Below are 22,057 nucleotides of genomic sequence, written 5' to 3'. Positions count from 1 at the left end.
GGACAGGGTGCCGACAGTCGGCCCAGCCCAGGATGTCGGTGGTCAGGTGCACACTGAGGGCATGGCCCAGTTCTCCACCGCCACCCAGGAATGGTTCGACGGTGCGTTTCCCGCGCCGACGGCCGCTCAACTGGGAGCGTGGCAGGCCATTGCGGCGGGTGAGCACACGTTGGTCGTCGCACCGACCGGTTCGGGCAAGACGTTATCCGCTTTTCTGTGGGCCATCGATCAGCTGGCCACCCGGGAGAAGCCGCAGGGCAAGGCCACACCGCGCGGCACCTCGGTGCTGTATGTGTCGCCGCTCAAGGCGCTGGCGGTGGATGTGGAGCGGAACCTGCGGGCACCCCTGGTCGGGGTCACGCAGACCGCCAAGCGGCTGGGGCTGGATCCGCCCGCGATCACCGTCGGGGTGCGATCCGGCGATACCAGCGCGGCGGATCGGCGATCGATGCAGCGCACACCGCCCGACATTCTGATCACCACGCCCGAATCGCTGTTCCTGATGCTCACCTCGGCGGCCAGGGAGACGCTGCGCGAGGTCGGCACGGTGATCGTGGACGAGGTGCACGCCATCGCCGGTGGCAAGCGTGGCGCGCATCTGGCGCTGTCGCTGGCCCGCTTGGATCAACTGACCGAGCGGCCCGCCCAGCGGATCGGGCTCTCGGCGACGGTGCGCCCGCCCGAGGAGGTCGGGCGATTCCTGGTGGGGAATGCGCCGATCACCATCGTCGCGCCGCCCGCGCCCAAGACCTTCGACTTGTCCGTACGGGTACCGATCGCGGATATGACCGAGCCCGGCGACTCCGATCAGCCCGGCTCGATCTGGCCGCATGTGGACGAGGCGATCGTGGATCTGGTGCTGGAACACCGGTCCTCGATCGTATTCGCGAATTCGCGCAGGTTGGCCGAGCGATTGACCGCACGACTCAACGAGACTTACGCCGCGCGGCTCGGCGAGGCCGTCGAAACCGAGCACAAGCCACCCGCCCAACTCGGCGCGTCCACCGAAGTGATCCACGGTGCCGATCCCCTGCTGGCCCGCGCACACCACGGTTCGGTGAGCAAGGAGCAGCGGGCGCTGATCGAGGACGATCTCAAGAGCGGCCGGCTGCGCTGTGTGGTGGCCACCAGCAGTCTCGAACTCGGCATCGATATGGGCGCCGTCGATTTGGTGGTACAGGTGGAGGCGCCGCCGTCGGTCGCCAGCGGGTTGCAGCGGGTCGGGCGAGCCGGGCACCAGGTCGGTGAGATCTCGCGCGGGGTGCTGTTTCCGAAGCATCGCACCGATGTCATCCATTGCGCGGTCGCCTCGCAGCGGATGACGGCCGGACAGATCGAGTCGCTGGAGATCCCGGCGCATCCGCTGGACATTCTGGCGCAGCAGACCGTCGCGGCCTGCGCACTCGAGCCGGTCGATGTCGACGCGTGGTTCGAAACCGTGCGCGGCACCGGCAATTACGCCGCGCTGCCCCGGTCCGCGTACGAGTCGGTGCTGGATCTGCTCGCCGGTCGCTACCCATCGGACGAGTTCGCCGAGCTGCGCCCCCGACTGGTGTGGGACCGCGACGCGGGCACGCTCACCGGGCGGCCCGGCGCGCAGCGGCTGGCGGTGACCTCGGGTGGCGCGATTCCGGACCGTGGTCTCTTCGCGGTCTACATGGTGGGCGAAAAGGCATCGCGGGTAGGCGAACTCGATGAGGAGATGGTCTACGAGTCGCGGGTGGGCGATGTCTTCGCGCTCGGTGCGACCAGCTGGCGCATCGAGGAGATCACCTTCGACCGGGTGCTGGTCACACCCGCATTCGGGCAACCGGGTCGACTTCCCTTCTGGCACGGCGACGGACTCGGCCGACCCGCCGAACTCGGTGCGGCGCTGGGCGAATTCATTCGTAAGGCCGGTACACAGTCTCACAACCCCACGCGGACGGCCCCCGAGACAACGGTCGAGCGAAAGCAGCCAACGACCTCGGCCGATGGATTCACCGAGATCATGCGGGGTGCTGGCCTCGATGACAACGCCGTCGCGAACTTGGTGGCCCTGCTCGATGAACAGCGCACGGCCACCGGACAATTGCCCACCGACAAGACTTTGATCGTCGAGCGGTTCCGCGACGAGCTCGGCGATTGGCGGCTGGTCCTGCATTCGCCGTATGGGCTGCCGGTGCACGCGCCATGGGCACTGGCGATCGGCGCCCGGCTGCGCGAGCGGTTCGGCGTGGATGTGTCGCCGAACGCCTCCGATGACGGCATCGTGGTGCGCCTGCCCGATACCACCGACGATCCGCCCGGCGCCGAGCTTTTCGTCTTCGAACCGGATGAGATCGATGACATCGTCACCGAGCAGGTCGGCGGATCGGCGCTGTTCGCATCGCGGTTCCGGGAGTGCGCGGCGCGGGCGCTGCTGCTGCCCCGGCGCGATCCCGGTAAGCGCGCGCCGCTGTGGCAGCAGCGGCAGCGGTCGGCGCAGCTGCTGGATGTGGCGCGCAAGTTCCCGGACTTTCCGATCCTGTTGGAGACAGTGCGCGAATGTCTGCGCGATGTCTACGATCTGCCGTCGCTGCGGAATCTGCTCGGGCAGGTGGCACGTCGCCAGGTGCGGCTGGTCGAGGTGGCGACCGCGACGCCATCGCCCTTCGCCAATTCCCTGCTGTTCGACTACATCGGGCAGTTCATGTACGACGGGGACAGTCCGCTGGCCGAACGCCGGGCCGCCGCGCTGTCGCTCGATTCGAGTCTGCTCGCCGAGTTGCTCGGGCGGGTGGAGCTGCGAGAGCTATTGGACGCCGGCATTATCGAGCAGACCGAACGGGAGTTGCAGCGGCGTACCCCGGAACGGTTGGCGCGTGATGCCGAGGGCCTGGCCGATCTCTTGCGACTGCTGGGGCCGCTGACCGCCGCGGAGGCCGCGGCCCGGTGCGTCGGCGGCGTGCAGAGCAACGAGGCCGAGCTCGCCGAAGACGCGGCGGAGGGCCGCGAGCGGCAACCTGAAGGACCGCACGACAACGCGATCGAGGTCGCCGAGTGGTTCGCGGGACTGGTGAAATCGAAACGCGCACTGGAAGTCTCGTTCGCGGGTCGAACCTGGTGGGTGGCTGTCGAGGATGCCGCCCGGCTGCGCGACGCACTCGGGGTGCCGCTGCCGATCGGCACACCAGCGGCCTTCATCGAGCCGGTCGCCGACCCGCTCGGCGATCTGGTGGGCCGCTACGCGCGCACCCACGGTCCGTTCACAACCGAGGCCGTGGCCGCCCGCTTCGGTCTCGGCACCGCCGTCGCCGCGACCGCACTGCATCGGCTGGTGACCGAAAAACGCGTGGTAGAAGGCGAATTCACCCCTGCGGCCAGTGGCTCGGAATGGTGCGATACCCAGGTGCTGCGCCGGTTGCGCCGCCGCTCGCTCGCGGCGGCCAGGCACGAGGTGGAGCCGGTCGCGACCGCCGCCTTCGGCCGCTTCCTGCCGTCCTGGCAGCACGTCGGCACCGGCGAACTGCGCGGCGTCGACGGAGTCGCGGCGGTGGTGGAACAGCTTGCGGGCGTGCCGATTCCCGCCTCGGCGTGGGAATCGCTGGTCCTGCCCGCGCGGGTGCGCGACTACTCCCCCGCCATACTGGACGAACTCATGGCCACCGGCGAGGTGATCTGGTCCGGGCACGGTTCCATTACCGCCAAGGACGGCTGGATCGCGCTGCATATGGCCGATCAGGCACCGTTCACGCTGACACCCGCCGACGAGATCGAGCTGTCCGAAGTACACCTGCGCCTGCTCACCGCGTTGGGCGCATCGATCGCTCCGTGGACCGCCATGGAATCCGCCGCGGCGACACTGGAGACCGGTCCATCCGGCTCCGAGCCGATCGTGTCGCTCGATGATGATGCGGCACCGGCCATTTCGGCGGCGCGCGACCGCTCGGAGACCGTCGACATTGTTTCGCCCCGACTCCCGCCCGTCCTGCACGGTGGCGGCGCGTACTTCTTCCGTCAGCTCGCCGACGCCACCGGCCTACTCGACGACACCCGGGTCGCGGCCGCACTGTGGGAACTCGTATGGGCCGGCGTGGTCTCCGGTGACACCTTCGCACCCGTCCGGGCACTGCTATCGGGTACGGCGCGGACCGTTACCGCGCATCGGATGCCGCGGCGCGCGCCACGCGGACGGGCCTATCTCCCACGTCCGAATATGCCGACCAGATCGGGGCCGCCCGCAGTGGCAGGCCGCTGGTCGCTGCTGCCGGAACGGGTGGCGGACAACACCCTGCGCGCCCACGCGACCGCGGACATGCTGTTGGAACGCTATGGCGTGCTGACCCGCGGTTCGGTGCAGAACGAGGGTGTGCCGGGCGGATTCGCGCTCATGTACCGGGTGCTCACCGAATTCGAGGATCGCGGCCGTTGCCGCCGTGGGTATTTCATCGATTCGCTCGGCGGCGCACAGTTCTCCACCACCGATGTGGTCGACCGACTGCGCTCCTTCGACACCGAACGCGCTCGCCCGGGCACCAGCGAACAACGCCGAAGCATCGCATTCGCCTTGGCGGCAAGCGATCCCGCGAACCCCTACGGCGCGGCGCTGCCCTGGCCGAAGGGCCCCTCCGAGGGCGCGGGCCACCGCCCCGGACGCAAGGCGGGCGCGATCGTCGTACTCATCGACGGCGAACTCGCCCTGTATCTGGAGCGCGGCGGCAAAACCCTGCTGACCTTCACCGAGGACCCGAATTCCCGGCAAGCCGCGGCCGCCGCTTTGGCCGCCCTGGTCCAGGACCGTCGCGTCGACTCCCTGGTCATCGACCGGGTCGACGGAGAAACCGTGCACGGCAACACCTTCGCCGGATTCCTGACCGAAGCCGGATTCGCCACCACCCCGCGCGGCCTGCGACTGCGGAGCAAGCCGTGACCCGATCGGGCCTATGGTCGAACCATGCCTGAAGGCGACACCGTATTCCGCACCGCCGCCAGACTGCGGCTCGCGCTGGACGGAAAGACGCTGATCCGCAGCGATTTCCGGGTGCCGCGCTACGCCACGGTGGATCTGGTCGGGCAGCGGGTCGATGGCGTCGCCAGCTACGGCAAACATCTGTTCATCCGCACCGACCAGGTCAGCGTCCACACGCACCTGAAGATGGAGGGCGAGTGGCGGACCTACTGCGCCGGCGAGCGGTGGACGCGCCCCCCGGTCACCGCCCGACTGGTGCTCGGCACCGACGATACCGAGGCCGTCGGCTTTTCCCTCGGCACCGTCGAGGTGCTGCGACGCGCGGACGAGCACAACGCCACCGACCACCTCGGACCCGATCTACTCGGGGCGAACTGGGATGTCACCGAGGCGGTGCGGCGGCTGACCCGATATCCGGCGCAGCCGATCGGCCTTGCCCTGCTCGACCAGCGCAACCTCGCCGGTATCGGCAATATCTACCGCAGCGAGATCTGTTTCCTGCGCCGCGTCCACCCGGCGACCCCGGTCGGCGACGTCCCCGATCTCCTCGCGCTGGTGCACGAGGCGCATCGCGTACTCACCAAGGCGGCCACCGAACCACCGTGGCGGCCTCTTGCCTACGGCCGGGCGCGCCGCCCATGTCAACGCTGCGGCACCCGAATGGTCGTCCATCTGCTCGGCGAGACCGCGACCGCGCCGAGCGGAACTGCCCGAATCACCCCGTCCGACCGCATTACCCAGCGCGAACGCGGCATCTACTTCTGCCCACGCTGCCAGCCCGAGCCCGCCTGATCACCCCGAGCGTCCGTATTCACTAGACCGGTCGCCATAGTTCACATACCGTAACCGTGTGATACCACACACCGACTCGCGGCAACGATTCATCGATGCCGCGGCCGACCTCTTCCAGACCCAGAGTTATCACGCCACCGGGCTCAATCAGCTCGTCAGCGCGGGCGGCGCACCCAAGGGCTCGCTCTACTTCCACTTCCGTTGAGCGAGTCTCAGACTGCTCGCCAAGACCCAGCGCGACACCGCCCCGCTGCGGGCCGTCGCCGACCACCTGCGCACCACTTTCGAACGAGAGCTGTCCTGATGCGAGTTCACCACCTCAACTGCGGCACCATGCGTCCCCCCGGCGGACGACTGATGGATGGCACCGGCGGATTCCTGCACCGCGGCGAGATGATCTGCCACTGCCTGCTCATCGAGCTCGATTCCGGACTTGTCCTGGTGGAGACCGGAGTCGGCGAACAAGCCGTCCGCCGACCGGTGGAATGGCTCGGCCGCCGCTTCATCCGGCTCACCAGTCCGGTGCTCGATCTCGCGCAAACCGCGGCGCATCAGGTCGAGGCGCTCGGCTACCGGCGCGAGGATGTCCGCGACATCCTGCTCACCCACCTCGATCTGGATCACGCGGGCGGTCTTGCCGACTTCCCGCACGCCCGGGTGCATGTCTATGCCGAAGAACTGCGCGCGCTCGAGGGCGCGCATTCCGCGGAAGAACGCCTGCGCTACAAGGAACCTCAGTTCCGGCACGGCCCGCGCTGGGAGTCCTATGCCGATACCGGCGAGAGCTGGTTCGGTTTCGATGCCGTCCGCGAACTGAGCGGACTACCGCCGACGATCCTGCTCATTCCACTGGCCGGGCACACTCGCGGACATGCGGGTATCGCCGTCGACACCGGCAACGGCTGGCTGCTTTCGGCGGGCGATGCCTACTTCCACCCCGGCGTGCTCGATCCGGTCCGGCCGCATCAGCCGCTCGGGCTGTCGCTCTTCGAGAAGAGCGTGCAGACGCTGCGCGGACCACGACTGGACAACCAACAGCGGCTGCGCGAGCTGATCCGCGACCACGGCGACGAGGTCACAGTGTTCTCCGCGCACAACGCCGCCGAGTTGCGCGCCCTACAGCGGGTCGCCGCCTGACGCGAAACCCTTGACGTCCCAAGCACTCCCGGTTAACTTGCAGATTGAAAGTTGACCGAGGGAGTGCATCGTGAACGATCCGCGGCGATATGTGGTCATCGGGGGCGGGCTGGCCGGACTGGCGTCCGCGGTCTGGCTGGCCGAGGCGGGCAAGCAGGTCACCCTCCTGGAACGCCGCGGCCGACTCGGCGGCCGCACCCATGCGATGAAGGTCGAGGCGGCCGATGACCTCCCCGACAACGGCCAACATGTGATCGCCAGCGGCTACGACCACCTGTTCCGCTATCTGACCAGCGTCGGCACTCGCGACTACGTCGTATTCCCGCATCGCGCCACGCTGCGCTGGCCGGACGGACGCAGCGCGTCCATGTCGACCAGGGGCTGGGGCGCGCTGCGCACGCTGTTCGGCGCGCACCCCGACGCGAGCCTGCTCGACCGGCTGCGCGCCGCCCGCGCCACCGTGCGACTGGGCCGGCAGTGCCTCAGCCAGCCCGCCGACTTGGCCGACCTCACCACCGAACAGTGGTTCAACCGGCTCGGCATGCCCGCCACCGCGCGAGAAGCGTTGTGGGACTGGCTCGCTCTCGGTCTGGCCGCCGAACCGGTACAGCAGGAATCGGCCAAAATCCTCGCCGATCTGATGGCCACCGGCATCCGGCTGGGACTGAAGCATCGCAAGCCGGTCACCATCGGCTACCCGACCACCGACCTCGACACGCTCTACATCACCGGCGCCCAAAGGGTTTTCGAGAAGTACGGCGTGGCGGTGCGCCACCGCGCGGTCGCCCGCCGCATTCACATCAGCAATGGCGCGGTCACCGGAGTGGCACTCGCCGACGGTTCGGTCGTACCCGCCGATGTGGTGGTCTGCGCGGTCCCCAATTCGAATATCAGCGGCCTGCTCGACGAACTGCCCGAACATGCCGAAATCTACGCGGCCGCCGACAAATTGGGCTTCACCCCGATCGTCAGCACCAACCTCTACCTGGACCGGCCGCTCGGCACCACGGCCGAGTTCGAGGCGCTGATCGGCGGCACCGGCATCATCGACGAGGTCTTCGACCGGCAGCTGATGACCGGTCGCGGCACCGACCAGGCGTGGCTGTACTGCCTGACCACCAGCGGCGCGTATGAACAGATCCACAAGAGCAACGAGGAGATCCTCGACGAGCAGATGCGGCTGCTGCGCCGCTACTACCCGGCCGCCGAGCACGCGAAAGTCATTCAGGGACACGTGGTTCGGATGCCCAAGGCGACCTTCTCCCAAGTGATCGGCACGCACGGGCTACGGCCGGATCAGCGCACCTCGGTGCCGACGCTGGTACTGGCGGGTGACTGGACCGCGACCGACTGGTCGGCCACCATGGAGAGCGCGGTACAGAGCGCTGCCAAAGCGGTGGAGCTACTCCTTACGCTACCGTCGGTTCCGTGACCACGGAGCGCTCGGCATCCGAGCACCTCAGCGCGAAACCCGTTGCCGCGCCGAAGCGCCGCATGTCCTCGTCCGACCGGCGCGCACAGTTACTCGACGTCGCGCGCGATATCGTCGCCGCCGATGGGTTCGGCGCGGTGAGCATCGATCGGGTCGCGCGCGAGGCACAGGTCGCCCGCGCCCTGGTATATCAGCAGTTCTCCGATCTGTCCGGGCTCACAACCGCGCTGCTGGATCGCGAATCGGCGATCGCGCTGGCGGGCATCGGCAGTGTCGACTGGGCGGGCACGGCCGACGACGTGGACGAGGTCGGCCGCGGCATCCTCGCCTATCTGCATGCCGCGCCGACCAGCTGGCGGATCATCCTCAGCCCACCCGACGGCGGGCCGCCGGATCTGCGGGATCGGCTCGAGCTCGGCCGAGCCTATGCGCGGAGGATCGGCGCGCGGCATCTGTCGCGCTATGCCGGAGCCACCGTCGATCCGGACGGCGCGACCCAGCGCATCCTGCTGGCAGCGCTGGAAGAACTGACCCGGCTGCATCTGGCCGATTCGCAGCAGTACCCGGACGAACTGGTATTGCGCTACATTCGGTCGCTCGTCGCATGGGCCACGCACGTCGAGTCACCCCAAAAGGCGCACTGAGCTGCGGTTTCAACCGCATTACGAAATTCTCAGCTGTCCAGCGGGACCGGTTCCAGTATCTCCGGACGCGGATCGGGGGCGGCGATGCGCAGGGCGTCGGCGGATTGGTCGTCGGGTTGGGTCTGGGAACGGACCTCGGCCTCGACGCGCGCCTGGTAAGTGCTTACCTCCCGGTCGATTTCGTCATCGTCCCAGCCGAGCACCGGTGCGACCAGGCGAGCCACCTGTTCGGCGCAGTTGTCGCCGCGGTGGGAGTATTCGATGGAGATTCGGGTCCGGCGGGCCAGGATGTCGTCCAGATGCAGCGCGCCCTCGGCGGCCGCGGCGTAGACGGCCTCCACCTGCAGATAGGACGGCGCGTCCATAATCGGTTGCAGCAGTTCGGGTTTGCCCTCGGCCATCGCCATCACCTCATCGATGAGCGAGCCGTAGCGGTCGAGCAGGTGCTTGATCCGGTAGGGGTGCACGCCGTAGGCCTCGGCCAGTTGCACCGTCTGATTGATCAGCGCGAAATAGCCGTCGGCACCCAACAGCGGAACCTTCTCGGTGATGGACGGCGCGACGCGCGCCGGAATGTCCTGCGCCGCTTCGTCGACCGCGTCGTAGGCCATCACCCGGTAGGTGGTGTACTTGCCGCCCGCGATGCCGACCAGTCCCGGTGCGACCCGCGCGACCGCGTGTTCACGCGACAGCTTGGAGGTCGAATCGCTCTCACCCGCGAGCAAAGGCCGCAGCCCCGCATAGACACCGTCGATATCGGCGGGAGTGAGCGGGGTGACCAGCACCTGGTTGACCCGATCCAGCAGATAGTCGATATCGGCCTTGGTCGCCGCCGGATGCGCGAGGTCCAGATTCCAGTCGGTGTCGGTGGTGCCGACGATCCAGTGCGCACCCCACGGGACGACGAACAGCACCGAGGTCGCGGTGCGCAGGATGATCGCGGCATCACTGACGATCCGATCGCGCGGCACCACGATGTGCACACCCTTGGAGGCGCGCACGTGGAAACGGCCGCGATTGTGCGAAAGCGCCTGGACCTCGTCGGTCCACACGCCGGTCGCATTGATCACCACGTGCGCGCGGATCTCGCCGGTGCGGCCGTCCTCGCTGTCACGCACCTTCACCCCGACGAACCGGTCGGCCTCGCGCAGGAAGCCGACCACCTGGGTGGAAGTGCGGATCACCGCGCCGTAGTGCGCGGCGGTGCGCGCGACCGTCATGGTGTGGCGGGCGTCGTCGACGACGGTGTCGTAGTAGCTGACGCCGCCGATCAGCGCGTCGCGACGCAGACCGGGCGCGAGCCGAAGTGCGCCCTGGCGCGATAGATGTTGTTGGCCGGGAACGGATTTCGCGCCGCCCATGGTGTCATAGAGCACCAATCCGGCCGCCACGTATGGGCGTTCCCAGCCGCGGTGGGTCAGCGGGTACAGGAAGCGCAGGGGTTTCACCAGATGCGGCGCGAGCGTGGACAGAGCGAGTTCGCGTTCCCGCAAGGCCTCGCGCACCAGCCCGAACTCCAACTGCTCCAGGTACCGCAGGCCGCCGTGGAACATCTTCGAGGACCGGCTGGAGGTGCCGGAGGCGAGATCACGCGCCTCGACCAGCGCCACTTCGAGACCGCGCGTGGCCGCGTCCAGCGCGATACCGGAGCCGACCACACCACCGCCGACCACGACCACATCGAAGTGGTCCTTGCCGAAGCGCTCCCAGGCCGTCGCGCGCTGTTCGGGGCCGAGGAACTGCGAATCCGGTTTCATGGTCATGCTCGACTCCTCCAGCCGACGCGGCGTCGGGTGTAGACGACGTTGGTGGTCTATCGGGCACACGATCGAGCTGCTCGTCATGGCTGCGCTGGTCTACAGGCTAGGCGAATCGGCACCGATCCCAGCTCGGGCGCGGAGGCCGTGTCGCCGCGCCCGGTCCGGCCCGAGCTACCCACGGGTAACCACTGCCAACACTAATCGAGCAACGCGGACCCCGCGATGTGGCGCACGGCGCGCGGTGACTTTAGTAGCCTGCTGCAATGCGACGGTATGTGGCCGCGATCGACCAGGGCACCACCTCGAGTCGGTGCATCGTCTTCGACCGGCAGGGCCGCGTGGTCGGCGTCGCCCAGCGCGAGCACGAGCAGATCTTCCCGCGGCCGGGCTGGGTCGAGCACGATCCGGAAACCATCTGGCGCAATACCGAATTCGTGCTCGGCGAGGTGCTGCGAAGCGCGGGTATCGCGGCCGAGGAGATCAACGCGGTCGGCGTCACCAATCAGCGCGAGACGACGGTGGTGTGGGATCGGGCCAGTGGCAAGCCGATTCACCACGCGATCGTCTGGCAGGACACCCGCACCGATCGGCTGGTCACCGAACTCGGCGGCGAATTCGGCCCGACGCGCTACCAGGACCGCACCGGTCTGCCGCTGTCCACGTATTTCGCCGGGCCGAAACTGCGCTGGATTCTCGACAATGTCGACGGTGCGCGGGCCAGGGCCGAGGCGGGCGAGCTGTGTTTCGGCACCATCGACAGCTGGGTGCTGTGGAACCTGACCGGCGAGCACATCACCGATGTGACCAACGCGTCGCGCACCATGCTGATGGATCTGCGTACGCTGCAATGGGATCCAGGGATCTGCGCGGAATTCGGCGTGCCGCCATCGATGCTGCCCGAGATCCGCAGTTCCGCCGAGATCTACGCGCAGATCACCTCCGGCCCGCTGGCCGGCATACCCGTCGCCGGCATCCTCGGCGACCAGCAGGCGGCGACCTTCGGCCAGGCCTGCCTGTCCCCCGGTGAGGCCAAGAACACCTATGGCACCGGCAATTTCATGCTGCTCAACACCGGAACGACACCGGTATTCAGCAAGCACGGACTGCTGAGCACGGTCTGCTATCAGCTCGGCGGCCAAGCCGCGGTGTACGCGCTGGAGGGCTCCATCGCGGTGACCGGCTCACTGGTGCAGTGGTTCCGGGACAATCTCGGCATCATCGCCACCGCGGACGAGATCGAGCCACTGGCCCGCAGCGTCGAGGACAATGGCGGCGCGTACATCGTCCCCGCCTTCTCGGGCCTGTTCGCGCCCCGTTGGCGGCCGGATGCCCGCGGCGTGATCGCTGGTCTCACCCGCTTCGTCAACAAGGGCCATCTGGCGCGAGCGGTGTTGGAGTCCACCGCATTTCAGACTCGCGAGGTGATGGACGCGATGCGCGCCGACGCGCAATCCCAGGCGCTGCCGCTGGAGCTGACCACCCTCAAGGTAGACGGCGGCATGGTCGGCAACGACCTGCTGATGCAATTCCAATCCGACATCCTCGATGTGCCCGTGGTCCGTCCGGTCGTCAACGAAACCACGGCGCTGGGAGCCGCCTACGCGGCCGGGCTCGCGGTCGGACTGTGGGAGAGCACCGACGACATCCGCGCCAACTGGGCCGCCGACAAGACCTGGCAACCCGCGATGTCGGCCACAGATCGCGACACCCACTTGGCCGCATGGAACAAGGCCGTCGAGCGCACCTATAACTGGGTGGATTGACGCCGAAATCCGTTCGCAGCAGCGGGGTTACCGAGCACTACTCCGCGGCGCGGGCCAAGCGGTCGACCGCTTCCTCCAGCGTCGACGCGTCGAATGTGGTGAAACACATGCGCATCGAATGGCTGTAGTCGGTGTCGACGGCAAAGGACGAGCCGGGCACGAAGGCGACGCCGTGTTCCAGCGCCCGCGGCAGCAGCCGATCAGTATTCGTGCCGTCGGTGAAATCGGCCCACACGAACATGCCACCGTTGGCGTCGGTGCAGGTCACGCGCTCGCCGAAGCGGCTGCGCACGGCGTATACCAGCGCCTTGGCGCGCTCGCCGTAGGCGCTGCGCACGGTATCGACGTGACCGGTCAGCCAGGATTCGTCGGTGAGCAGGTCGGCGGCGATCTGGTGGGTCAGCGCCGAACCACACAGGTCCGCACCCTGTTTGAGCAATTCGACCGCGCGGCAGACCCCTTCCTGAGCCACCATCCAGCCGACGCGCAGCGCGGGCGAGAGGATCTTCGAGGCGCTGGAGAGTCGAATCACGTTGCGGGAGTACGTCGCCACCGGATCGGGCGCGGGCTGGTCGAACCAGAGCTCGCCGTACGGGTCGTCCTCGATCACCCAGAACCCGTACGCGTCCGCGAGTTCGGCCAACTCGCGTCGCCGCGGCGTACTCATCGTGACGCCGCCCGGATTGTGGAAGTTGCTCACGGTGTGCACGACCGCCGGACGCTCACCGCGCGCGAGCAAGTCCTGCAGCACATCCACCCGCATACCCTCCGAATCCAAGGGCACCGCCACAATTCGCGCGCCAGCGGCCCGGAACACTTGCAGTGCACCGACATACGCCGGATCCTCGACGACAACCAGCGCGCCCGGATCCAGCAGCACCTCGGCAAGTAGCGAAAGCGCTTGCTGCGAGCCATGAGTCACGAATACCTCGTCCAGCGCGACCGCACGGCCGAGCTTGGCCGTCTCCCGCTCCCGCAGCACCTCGCGCAGCGGCGCCCAGCCGGGCGACTCGGTGTACTGCAATACCGCCGAACTCCCCAGCGCCGCATCGGCCGCCGCGGCGAGTCGCTCACGCGGCATCAGCTCCGCATCCGGTAGTCCGCCCGCCAGGCTGATCACCTCGGCGCGCGTGGTCAGCTTCAGCAGGTCACGGATCGCCGAGCTCTTCAGTCCGCCAAGCTTGGCCGCGAGCGGTGGATTGGTCGGCGACATGAAAAAACCTCCGAGGGGACGCCACGGTACGCGAATGCTCCCCCGCCGCCCCGGATATTTTGCCGGTCGTTGGGAGCGAACGATCGTCTCGTCGCGGGCTGATAGTTCAGTGCGTACTGAGTTCTGGGCGTACCGGACGAGTTACCCATGTGCTTGCGAAATCAGCAGCCCACTTACCGTATCATGGGATGAATTTTCGCTATTCGTCGCAGCGGAGCGTCAGATCCGCTCCCGAATCGCGAAGATCACGGTCTTGCCGTCCCGGTCCACCGTGGTCACGGTCTGCCGGTACACATTGGTCGTGCCGTCGGGACGATGCTCGGTCAGATCCACCTCGAAGGTGTCGCCGGCGACCTCGGCGACCCGCAGGCAATGTGTGCTGCCGACCGGGATCTGGTCATTGATGGCCTGCTGGATGATCTCGGCGGTAGAGACGTTCTCCGCGTCCGGCGCTACATACTTCCTGGCCTTCTCGCCATTGCGGTCGACGTAGAACTCGTACTGGAAGCCGAGAATCGCGCCCGCGCCACTGGACGTGTCGCCCTGGCCGTTACCCCGGGTCACCCTGCCGTCCTTACTGGCCGGACAGCTCAATGCGGCGGAGGTGCTCGGCGGTGGCGGCGGTGCCGCCTTCGGGCTGGTGTTGTCGTCGCGGCTGACCGCGACGAAGGTCACCACGAGCGCGAGCGCCACCACGACCGCGGCCAACACACCGAGCGCGATCCACCGGCCGCGCGAACCCGACCGGGACGGCGTAGCGGCGATCTCATCGGAGAGCAGTTTCGGCGCAAGACGTTTGGCGATCGGATCGTCGGCCCATGACAGGCCCGGCGGCTCGGGTGGCGGGGTCGGCACGCCGCCGGACTCGGTGGGGCTGTTCCACCAGGTCTCGCGCTGCGCCGGGGGCGGCGTCGTGTGCCGGACGGTGGCCTCGGTGGGATCCGGTTCGACCGGCGGCTGCGGACGCCGCGTCGGTGGGGGTGGGGGTGGCGGCGCATCGCCGAACACCGTCGAGTCCGGCGCGCGGTACTGCGGCGGGGGCGGCGGCACCGACGGCGGCTCGTCGGCAGGACGCCAGATCAGCTCGGGATGATCGGTGGCCGGTTCCGGCACGGCCCACTGCGGTCGAACCTGTCCACCCGTCGGCGGGCCGAAATCGCCCGTCGGCGGGCCGAAATCGCCCGTCGGCGGACCGAATTCGCCCACCGGCGGACCGAATTCGGAGACCGGCGGGCCGAAATCGTCCAACGGGGGACCGAACTCCGACCCGGACTGGTCGGATTCGTTGTCCTTGCCATCACCCACGGAGCCCACACCAAATCCTTTCCCCAGGACACACGTGTGGGGCGGTCGCGAACGACCGCCCCACCCGTCGAATCAGCTCGTGTCAGTACTGGAGTGACCCACCCCACTGGGTGGTGACCCCGGCAACGTTGACCGTCTGCGGAGCCAGTTCGCCTGGCGGCACCGGAAGTTTAACTTGCGCGGCGGCCTCGAGCGCAGCTTCGCCGCCCGGCTGTTCCCGAATCCAGTGCTCGACCGCGGCCTTGGCCAGGTTCGCCTGGGTGGTGTCGAGGACCAGCTCGGTCTTGTTATCGGCCAGACCCTCGCCACCGGTGTAGCTGGTGACCTTGACGGTATTGGCGCCGATGTACTCGACCGAGACACCGGCCTCGCCCGCACCGGTCGGGGTGCGGTACCCGATGGTGCCGACATAGCCGTCGGCGTTGTTGAAGTGATGGGTGTTGGCCACGTAACCCGAGGCCAGTGAACCACCATCGATATTGGCGCTGATCTCCTGGTGCGGACCGTCCATCTCGACGACCGGGGCGGCGGGCGCCTGCTGGAAGCGCGGTGCCTGCCAGCGCGGCTGCTGCACCAGCGTCTCGGTCTCCGGCTGCTGCGCGGTCCGGGCGTTGGGATCGGTCGGGTTCACCGCACCCGGCTCGGCGGGCTTCGGCGTGGTGCCGGGGGCCGTCTCCGGTACGACCGCGGGGATCGCGGGACCGGTCTGGCCGGGCACCGGCAGCGGTGCGACGCGCGGGGTGGTGACACCCGGCTGCGTCGGCACGGACAGCTTCGGATCCTTCGGCTGATTCGGCATCACCTGATTGGGGTCCGGGGTGGTGACGCCGGGCTGACTCGGCGTCGGCTTGGTCTCCGGCTTACCTGGGTCCGGCTTGGTGGTCTCCGGCTGTGCCTGATCCGTCGGCGCACTGGTGCCCGGATCGGCCGGGGCCGGTGCCGGGTTGGTCGGAGTACTCGGCTGATCCGGAACTGCCCCCGCCGGCGCCGCGAAGAGAGTGGCCACGGCCGCCGCGGTGGCCAGCGGCAACGATGTGCTCGCCATCGCTCGCTGCGCCCGACTCGGCTTACGATGTTTCACTTTTCGCAATCCCTTTCCCGGGTGCGACCGACTCGGTCACACACAGTTATCCCTGGTGAGACGCTTGGCCCCTGAAGCAGGAGCGGCGAACGACCATGCGGCCGTTCGCCGTTCCCGCTGGAAAGGATCGATCCCCCCACACAGAACCCTCGCGATCGCCCGCCGATCGCATCTCTGCGGGAAGTGAACCACATGCGGGCCTGCCTGGCAACGCGGTGAAAGTTCAGACAAGACAGTAAGACTCGGGGCACCAGAGATCGACCGCGTAATTGGCCACGACGGAGCGAGTCTTACGGGCGATGTTCGCGGCCCTATCGCAGGTGCGGCAAATCCAACACAGCTGTTAATCCAGGTCGTCGTGCCGCATGAGCAGGCGCGCGGCCTCGGTCACCGAGCCGGTGAGCGACGGGTATACCGAGAAGGTCTGGGCGAGATCGTTCACGGTCAGATTGTTCTGTACCGCGAGCGCGATCGGCAGGATCAGCTCCGAGGCGATCGGCGCGACCACCACGCCACCGATGACCACACCGGTCGCGGGCCGACAGAAGATCTTGACGAAACCCCGTCGCAGACCCGACATCTTGGCGCGCGGGTTGGTATTCAGCGGCAGCATCACCGTGCGCGCGGGCACCTCACCGTTATCGATGGCGGTCTGGCTCACGCCGACGGTCGCGATCTCCGGACGGGTGAACACCGCCGAGGCGACGGTCTTCAACCGAATCGGGCTGACGCCCTCACCCAGCGCGTGGTACATCGCGATCCGACCCTGCATCGCGGCCACCGAGGCCAGCGGCAGTAGACCGGTGCAGTCGCCGGCCGCGTAGATACCGGGCACCGAGGTCCGCGACACTCGGTCCACCCGCAGGTAACCACCACGGTCGAGTTCGATGCCGACTCGTTCCAGACCGAGGTCGTCGGTGTTCGGGATCGAGCCCACGGTCATCAGCGCGTGCGTGCCGGTGACGGTGCGGCCGTCCGACAGCTTGACCACGATGCCCTCGGCGGTGCGCTCCACCGCATCGGCGCGCGCATGTTTGACCAGCTCGACACCACGTTCGGCGAGTGCGTCCTCGAGCACGAGGGCGGCGTCGGCGTCTTCACCGGGCAGCACGCGGTCGCGGCTCGAGACCAATTTCACCCGTACGCCCATCTCGGTATAGGCGGAGACGAATTCGGCGCCGGTCACACCGGAACCGACCACCACCAGGGTCTCCGGCAGCTCCGCCAAGTCGTAGAGCTGACGCCAGTTCAGGATGCGCTCGCCATCGGGCTCGGCGCCGGGCAACACGCGCGGGCTCGCACCGGTCGCGATCAACACCACTTCGGCCTCGATGAACTGCTCGGTGCCATCGGCCAGCAGCGCGCGCACGCGGTGCGCGGCCATCCCGGAGGCCCGATCGCTGAGCTGTCCGCGCCCAGCCATTACCGTCACTCCGGCGGCCTGCACCTTGGATCGGATATCGGAGGACTGCGCGAGCGCGAGCGCCTTCACGCGCGCGTTCACCTCGCCGAGTTCGATCTGGGCCTGGCTCGGATCGAGCGTAATGCCCAGGTCACGGGCGCGACGCAGGTCGGTGCGCACGCCGGTCGAGGCGATGAAGGTCTTGGACGGCACACAGTCCCACAGGACGCACGCCCCGCCGATGCCGTCGCAATCGATCAGGGTGACCGTGGCCCCGTGTTGGGCCGCCACCAATGCCGCTTCGTAACCGGCCGGTCCGCCACCGATGATCGCTATGCGGGTCATGGATACCTCCGCTGGAGCTGTTCGACCGGGATCTCCGGTGCCGGTGGTCAACGTTAGCTGGCGAACACACTGTCATCTCGCCGGGATAGAGACGAGGCGCGCAGGTTATTGGATACCCTTGCGTCGTGCCGATCTACGCCGCCTACGGGTCGAACATGGACTCGTCCCAGATGCTCGAGCGCTGTCCGCACTCCCCCATGTCCGGGACAGGCTGGTTGGAGGGCTGGCGCCTCACCTTCAGCGGTGACGACATCGGCTGGGAGGGCCCGCTGGCCACCGTTGTCGAGGAGCCGGGCTCCCGAGTATTCGTCGTGCTCTACGACGTATCCCCCGAGGACGAGCAGCGCCTGGACCGCTGGGAGGGCTCCGACTTCGGCATCCACCGCAAGATCCGGCTACGGGTGACGCCGAGCCCGGGCAGCGGTTCCGACCCAATCCTGGCCTGGCTGTATGTCCTCGACGCGTACGAGGGCGGGCTGCCGTCGGCGCGCTATATCGGCGTAATGGCCGACGCGGCCGAAAAGGCCGGCGCGCCAGCGGAATACGTGCACGCGCTACGCACCCGCAACAGCAAGAACGTCGGTCCCGGCTTCTTCGGCAACTGAGCTCGACGCAACAGCGGCCGATCCATTCGGATCGGCCGCTTCCGTATTTTTGCTGTCAGCCCGCGCTGAGCACGATATTGCTGAGCACTCGAACCCCGACCGCGAGCGCGCGCTCGTCGATGTCGAAGTTCGGCTGGTGCAGATCCAACTGCTCGCCGTGACCGGACCAGACGCCGAGGCGGGCCATCGCGCCGGGCACCTCCTCCAGGTACCAGGAGAAGTCCTCGCCGCCGCCGGACTGCATGGTGTCGGCCAGTGCGTCCGGGCCGATCGCGCGGATCGCGTCCTCGAATATCCGGGTCGAATGTTCGTCGTTGACCACCGGCGGCACGCCGCGCTTGTAGTTCAACTGGTAGCGCACCCCGGTCGGGGCGAGCAGACCGTCCACGATCTCGCGCACCATCGGTTCCAGCAACGACCAGGTCGCGTGATCGCCGGTACGGACGGTGCCGGTGAGCATGCCGGTCTGCGGAATCGCGTTGGGCGCTTTGCCCGCACTGACCGCACCCCAGACCATGACTGTGCTGGTGCGCGGGTCGATGCGGCGGCTGAGCAGGCCGGGCAGTCCGGTGATCACCGTGCCGATGGCGTAGACCAGGTCGCTGGTCAGGTGCGGGCGCGAGGTGTGGCCACCAGGGGAATCCAGGACCAGTTCGATGGTGTCGGCGGCCGAGGTGATCGCACCGACCCGGATGCCGATGCGGCCGACCTCGAGCCGGGGATCGCAGTGCAGTGCGAAGATTCGGTCCACGCCCGCCATCGCCCCGGCGGCGACCATATCGATCGCACCACCCGGCATGACCTCTTCGGCGGGCTGGAATACGAACCGCACGCCCACCGGCAGCCGCATATCGGCCAGCGCGAGCGCGGTGCCGAGCAGAATCGTGGTGTGCGCGTCGTGGCCACAGGCGTGCGAGACGCCGGGGACCGTGGAGGCGAAGCTCAGCCCGGTGAACTCCTGCAGCGGCAGCGCGTCCATATCTGCGCGCAGGCCGATCCGCGGCGCGTCCGTCGGGCCGATATCACAGAGCACTCCGGTGCCGTTGGGCATCTTCTGCGGCGAGAGTCCGGCCTTGGTCAGCCACGTCGCGACAAACTCGGTGGTGCCGAATTCGGTGCGGGAAAGCTCCGGGTTGGCGTGGATGTGGCGACGCCACTGGACGAGATCGACCGTATGGTCGGCCAACCATGACTCGACCGCGTCCTGCCCGGTCTGCACGATATCCGCCATTACGACGCTCTCCGAATGTCCGTTGGCCGAATTTCCGTCAGCCGAATCTCCCGTGGCTTGATTCCCCGTGGTCACACCCGCTGCCGCACCGGGGGCGGTAACCCGCGCCGCCAAACGGCCGGTAGTGCTCACCGAATGTCCTCCTGTCGTTGAACGAGCTGTTGCAACAACCTGCTTCTATGTACTTCATCGCGGGCTATCGCGATGGCGGTACACGCGAGCGCGAGCGCGCCATCGGTTACCGCACGATCCGCCGAGGCGTTGACACTGGCCGCGGCGAAGCCGGGCTGATGAGTCACCGCCCCACCGGCATCTATGCCGATGACCGGATGGATGCCCGGAATGACGTTGGTGACGTTGCCCATATCCGTACTCCCGAGCGGTCGCTGCGCCTCGAGTTCCGGTGCGATCGGCACCCGGCCCAAACCGACGATCTGCTCGCGATAGGCACACAGTAGTGCCGAATCGGGCGTTAGCTCGGTATATGTCGGCGCAACCGTCCGGATCTCGTGGGTGCAGCCGGTTGCCAACGCACCCGCCTCGAAACAAGCCGACGCTCGTCGCATCAGATCGTCGAGGGATGCGGAGTCGACTGCGCGTAGGTAATACAGCAGTTCCGCACGTCCGGGCACGATGTTGGGGGCCACGCCACCGTCGCTGACTATACCGTGAAGTTGCTGTCCGGGTCGGAGATGCTGACGCAGCAATCCAAGAGCAACCTGCGCGACGGTCACCGCGTCACCCGCGTTGCGACCCATTTCCGGCGCGGCGCTGGCATGCGCCTCGCGGCCGTGGAACATCACCGACAGATCGGCCAGCGCCAGCGAGCGCGCATCCACGATGTCGATGGGGCCCGGATGCACCATCATCGCCATCGCGACATCGTCGAAGACACCCCGTTCGAGCATCAGCACCTTGCCGCCGCCACTCTCCTCGGCGGGGGTGCCGAGCACGACGACGGTGATGCCGAGCGCGTCGGCGACCTCGGCCAGACCGAGCGCGGCGCCGACCGCGGCGGCGGCAATGATGTTGTGCCCGCAGGCATGTCCGATGCCGGGCAGCGCGTCGTACTCGGCGCAGATGCCGACGGTGAGATCACCGGAGCCATAGCTGGCGCGGAACGCCGTGGGCAGCTCGGCGATGCCGGTCTGGATCTCGAAGCCGCGTTCGGCCAGCGGCGCGATGGTCTTGGCGACGCTGCGGGTCTCCTGGAACGCCAGCTCCGGTTCGGCGTGGATGGCGTGCGAGAGATCGATCAGTTGGGCGGTCGCGGCCTCGATCGCGTCCGACACCATCGCCTCGTAGCGACTGCTCGCAGGTCGCTCGCAACGATCAGCATCCGTGCGCGCGACGTCATCGTCAGTGCGGGAATCGGGGTGGCCGCTGCGCGGTGGTGGCATGGCACACAGTGTCGCACTGCGCCGCTGATCAGGTGCGGCCCACGCCCCGGCGCGGGGCGAACCCGCCGCGCAATAGTTGCGATCAGGCTGCGGTTAACCCGGGGCGAACGCCAGATTCTCCGGGGTGGTCGGGGTGGCGAGACCGGTCAGCGCCTTGGCGTGCAGCGACCGCTTGATCACCGGCAGATTCGGCTTGCGGTTTGCTGCGAGCGCGGCGGCGCGCTCGATCGCGGACGTCAGCAACACATCAGCATCGGCCTTGGCGTCGACAATGCCCGCGGCGATCGCCTCGTCCGCGGCGAAGCGATGCCCGGCGGTCATGGCCTGCACGCAGACCTGATTGGTGAGCCGCTCGGTGAGCAGCGCGTTCATGCCGACGGTGAACGGCATGCCCAGGTGCACCTCGGGCAGGCACCAGAAGCCGCGGTCGCCGCGCATCACCCGGAAGTCGTGCGAGGTGGCCAGCATCGCGCCCGCGCCGAAGGCGTGACCGTTGATGGCGGCCACCGTCGGCATCGGGAAGGTGAGCAGCCGGGAGTAGACGGTGTGCACACGGTCGAGGTAGCCGTGCATCTTGTCGAGGTTGGCGAACAGCCAGTCGGTGTCGAGCCCGTTGCTGTAGAACTTCCCGGTCGCCGTGGTGACCAGCGCCGCCGGTCCCTCGGACGCCTCGACCTGATCGAGCAGGCCGTGGAATTCATCGATCCAATCCGGATGGAAACGGTTCTCGCTGTCGGTCTGCCCCTCGTTCCCGAGGTAGACGACAAACACATCCCCTTCACGTCCCAGATACGGCATGCGTGCAGCGTAACGGGTCCTTATCGGTTCCCCTACTCGTGGGTAGCTAACCCTCGGCAGGTCGCATCGCGAACACCTGGTCGTCAGATAGCCACCTCCGTAACCACCACGGAGCGAGTCTTACGAGCGACCGTTCGCGGCCCGTCCCGCGTCCGAGCCGTCGAAGCGCATGCGACGCAGTCGCGAGTCTCGACGGCTCGGACGCGAGACATCCAGGGG

At 67.8% G+C, this 22,057-nt stretch carries 16 protein-coding genes; 8 read left to right on the top strand and 8 right to left on the bottom strand.

The window, feature by feature from the left end; translation table 11 throughout:
• The first annotated feature begins 61 nt into the window (after nt 1-61).
• The 6 genes from OG874_RS41270 (at nt 62) to OG874_RS41245 (ending at nt 8,935) form a co-directional block, all read left to right on the top strand.
• The gene (locus OG874_RS41270; protein ID WP_330252444.1) at nt 62-4,891 is read left to right on the top strand and encodes an ATP-dependent helicase; all 4,830 of its coding nucleotides are present in this window, start codon (nt 62-64) and stop codon (nt 4,889-4,891) included.
• Nucleotides 4,892-4,915: 24 nt separating this feature from the next.
• Nucleotides 4,916-5,722 carry a DNA-formamidopyrimidine glycosylase family protein gene (locus OG874_RS41265; protein WP_330252443.1) on the top strand — a complete coding sequence of 269 codons (807 nt, stop codon included), beginning with the start codon at nt 4,916-4,918 and terminating at the stop codon, nt 5,720-5,722.
• A 58-nt stretch (nt 5,723-5,780) separates the two neighbouring features.
• Entirely contained in the window at nt 5,781-5,927 is a 147-nt protein-coding gene (locus OG874_RS41260) for a TetR/AcrR family transcriptional regulator (RefSeq protein ID WP_330252442.1), read from the top strand.
• A 98-nt stretch (nt 5,928-6,025) separates the two neighbouring features.
• Nucleotides 6,026-6,859: an MBL fold metallo-hydrolase gene (locus tag OG874_RS41255; protein ID WP_330252441.1), complete on the top strand. Its 834-nt coding sequence runs from the start codon at nt 6,026-6,028 to the stop codon at nt 6,857-6,859.
• Between the two features lie 67 nt (nt 6,860-6,926).
• The gene (locus OG874_RS41250) at nt 6,927-8,291 is read left to right on the top strand and encodes a hydroxysqualene dehydroxylase (RefSeq protein WP_330257635.1); all 1,365 of its coding nucleotides are present in this window, start codon (nt 6,927-6,929) and stop codon (nt 8,289-8,291) included.
• A 62-nt stretch (nt 8,292-8,353) separates the two neighbouring features.
• A complete protein-coding gene (locus OG874_RS41245; RefSeq protein ID WP_330257634.1) occupies nt 8,354-8,935 on the top strand; it encodes a TetR/AcrR family transcriptional regulator in 582 nt (193 codons plus the stop codon).
• Nucleotides 8,936-8,964: 29 nt separating this feature from the next.
• Here the strand turns inward: OG874_RS41245 and OG874_RS41240 are convergent, their stop codons facing one another.
• Nucleotides 8,965-10,698 (bottom strand): glycerol-3-phosphate dehydrogenase/oxidase, encoded by a 1,734-nt coding sequence (locus OG874_RS41240; RefSeq protein WP_330252440.1) that lies wholly within the window; start codon nt 10,696-10,698, stop codon nt 8,965-8,967.
• 260 nt (nt 10,699-10,958) lie between these two features.
• Between OG874_RS41240 and glpK the strand changes: the two genes are divergently transcribed.
• A complete protein-coding gene (gene glpK, locus OG874_RS41235) occupies nt 10,959-12,458 on the top strand; it encodes a glycerol kinase GlpK (RefSeq protein WP_330252439.1) in 1,500 nt (499 codons plus the stop codon).
• Nucleotides 12,459-12,495: 37 nt separating this feature from the next.
• Here the strand turns inward: glpK and OG874_RS41230 are convergent, their stop codons facing one another.
• The 4 genes from OG874_RS41230 to OG874_RS41215 form a co-directional block, all read right to left on the bottom strand.
• Nucleotides 12,496-13,671 carry an aminotransferase-like domain-containing protein gene (locus OG874_RS41230; RefSeq protein ID WP_330252438.1) on the bottom strand — a complete coding sequence of 392 codons (1,176 nt, stop codon included), beginning with the start codon at nt 13,669-13,671 and terminating at the stop codon, nt 12,496-12,498.
• 219 nt (nt 13,672-13,890) lie between these two features.
• Nucleotides 13,891-14,985, bottom strand: a complete 1,095-nt coding sequence (locus tag OG874_RS41225; protein WP_330252437.1) for a hypothetical protein — start codon at nt 14,983-14,985, stop codon at nt 13,891-13,893.
• Between the two features lie 73 nt (nt 14,986-15,058).
• Nucleotides 15,059-16,021, bottom strand: a complete 963-nt coding sequence (locus OG874_RS41220) for a hypothetical protein (RefSeq protein WP_330252436.1) — start codon at nt 16,019-16,021, stop codon at nt 15,059-15,061.
• 379 nt (nt 16,022-16,400) lie between these two features.
• Entirely contained in the window at nt 16,401-17,804 is a 1,404-nt protein-coding gene (locus OG874_RS41215) for an NAD(P)H-quinone dehydrogenase (protein WP_330252435.1), read from the bottom strand.
• A 125-nt stretch (nt 17,805-17,929) separates the two neighbouring features.
• On the opposite strand from OG874_RS41215, the gene OG874_RS41210 reads away from it, so the two are divergent.
• Nucleotides 17,930-18,409, top strand: a complete 480-nt coding sequence (locus OG874_RS41210; protein WP_330252434.1) for a gamma-glutamylcyclotransferase — start codon at nt 17,930-17,932, stop codon at nt 18,407-18,409.
• Between the two features lie 55 nt (nt 18,410-18,464).
• Here OG874_RS41210 and OG874_RS41205 read toward each other — a convergent pair whose 3' ends face one another.
• The 3 genes from OG874_RS41205 to OG874_RS41195 form a co-directional block, all read right to left on the bottom strand.
• Nucleotides 18,465-19,640 carry a M20 family metallopeptidase gene (locus tag OG874_RS41205; protein ID WP_330257633.1) on the bottom strand — a complete coding sequence of 392 codons (1,176 nt, stop codon included), beginning with the start codon at nt 19,638-19,640 and terminating at the stop codon, nt 18,465-18,467.
• A gap of 128 nt (nt 19,641-19,768) precedes the next feature.
• Nucleotides 19,769-20,935 (bottom strand): M20 family metallopeptidase, encoded by a 1,167-nt coding sequence (locus OG874_RS41200; protein WP_330257632.1) that lies wholly within the window; start codon nt 20,933-20,935, stop codon nt 19,769-19,771.
• 198 nt (nt 20,936-21,133) lie between these two features.
• Nucleotides 21,134-21,838: an enoyl-CoA hydratase-related protein gene (locus OG874_RS41195; protein WP_330252433.1), complete on the bottom strand. Its 705-nt coding sequence runs from the start codon at nt 21,836-21,838 to the stop codon at nt 21,134-21,136.
• Nucleotides 21,839-22,057 lie beyond the last annotated feature (219 nt).

It is taken from the genome of Nocardia sp. NBC_00565 (assembly GCF_036345915.1).
GTDB lineage: Bacteria > Actinomycetota > Actinomycetes > Mycobacteriales > Mycobacteriaceae > Nocardia.
Note: the sequence above shows the minus strand (reverse complement) of the source record. Positions and strands in the feature narration are given on the sequence as shown.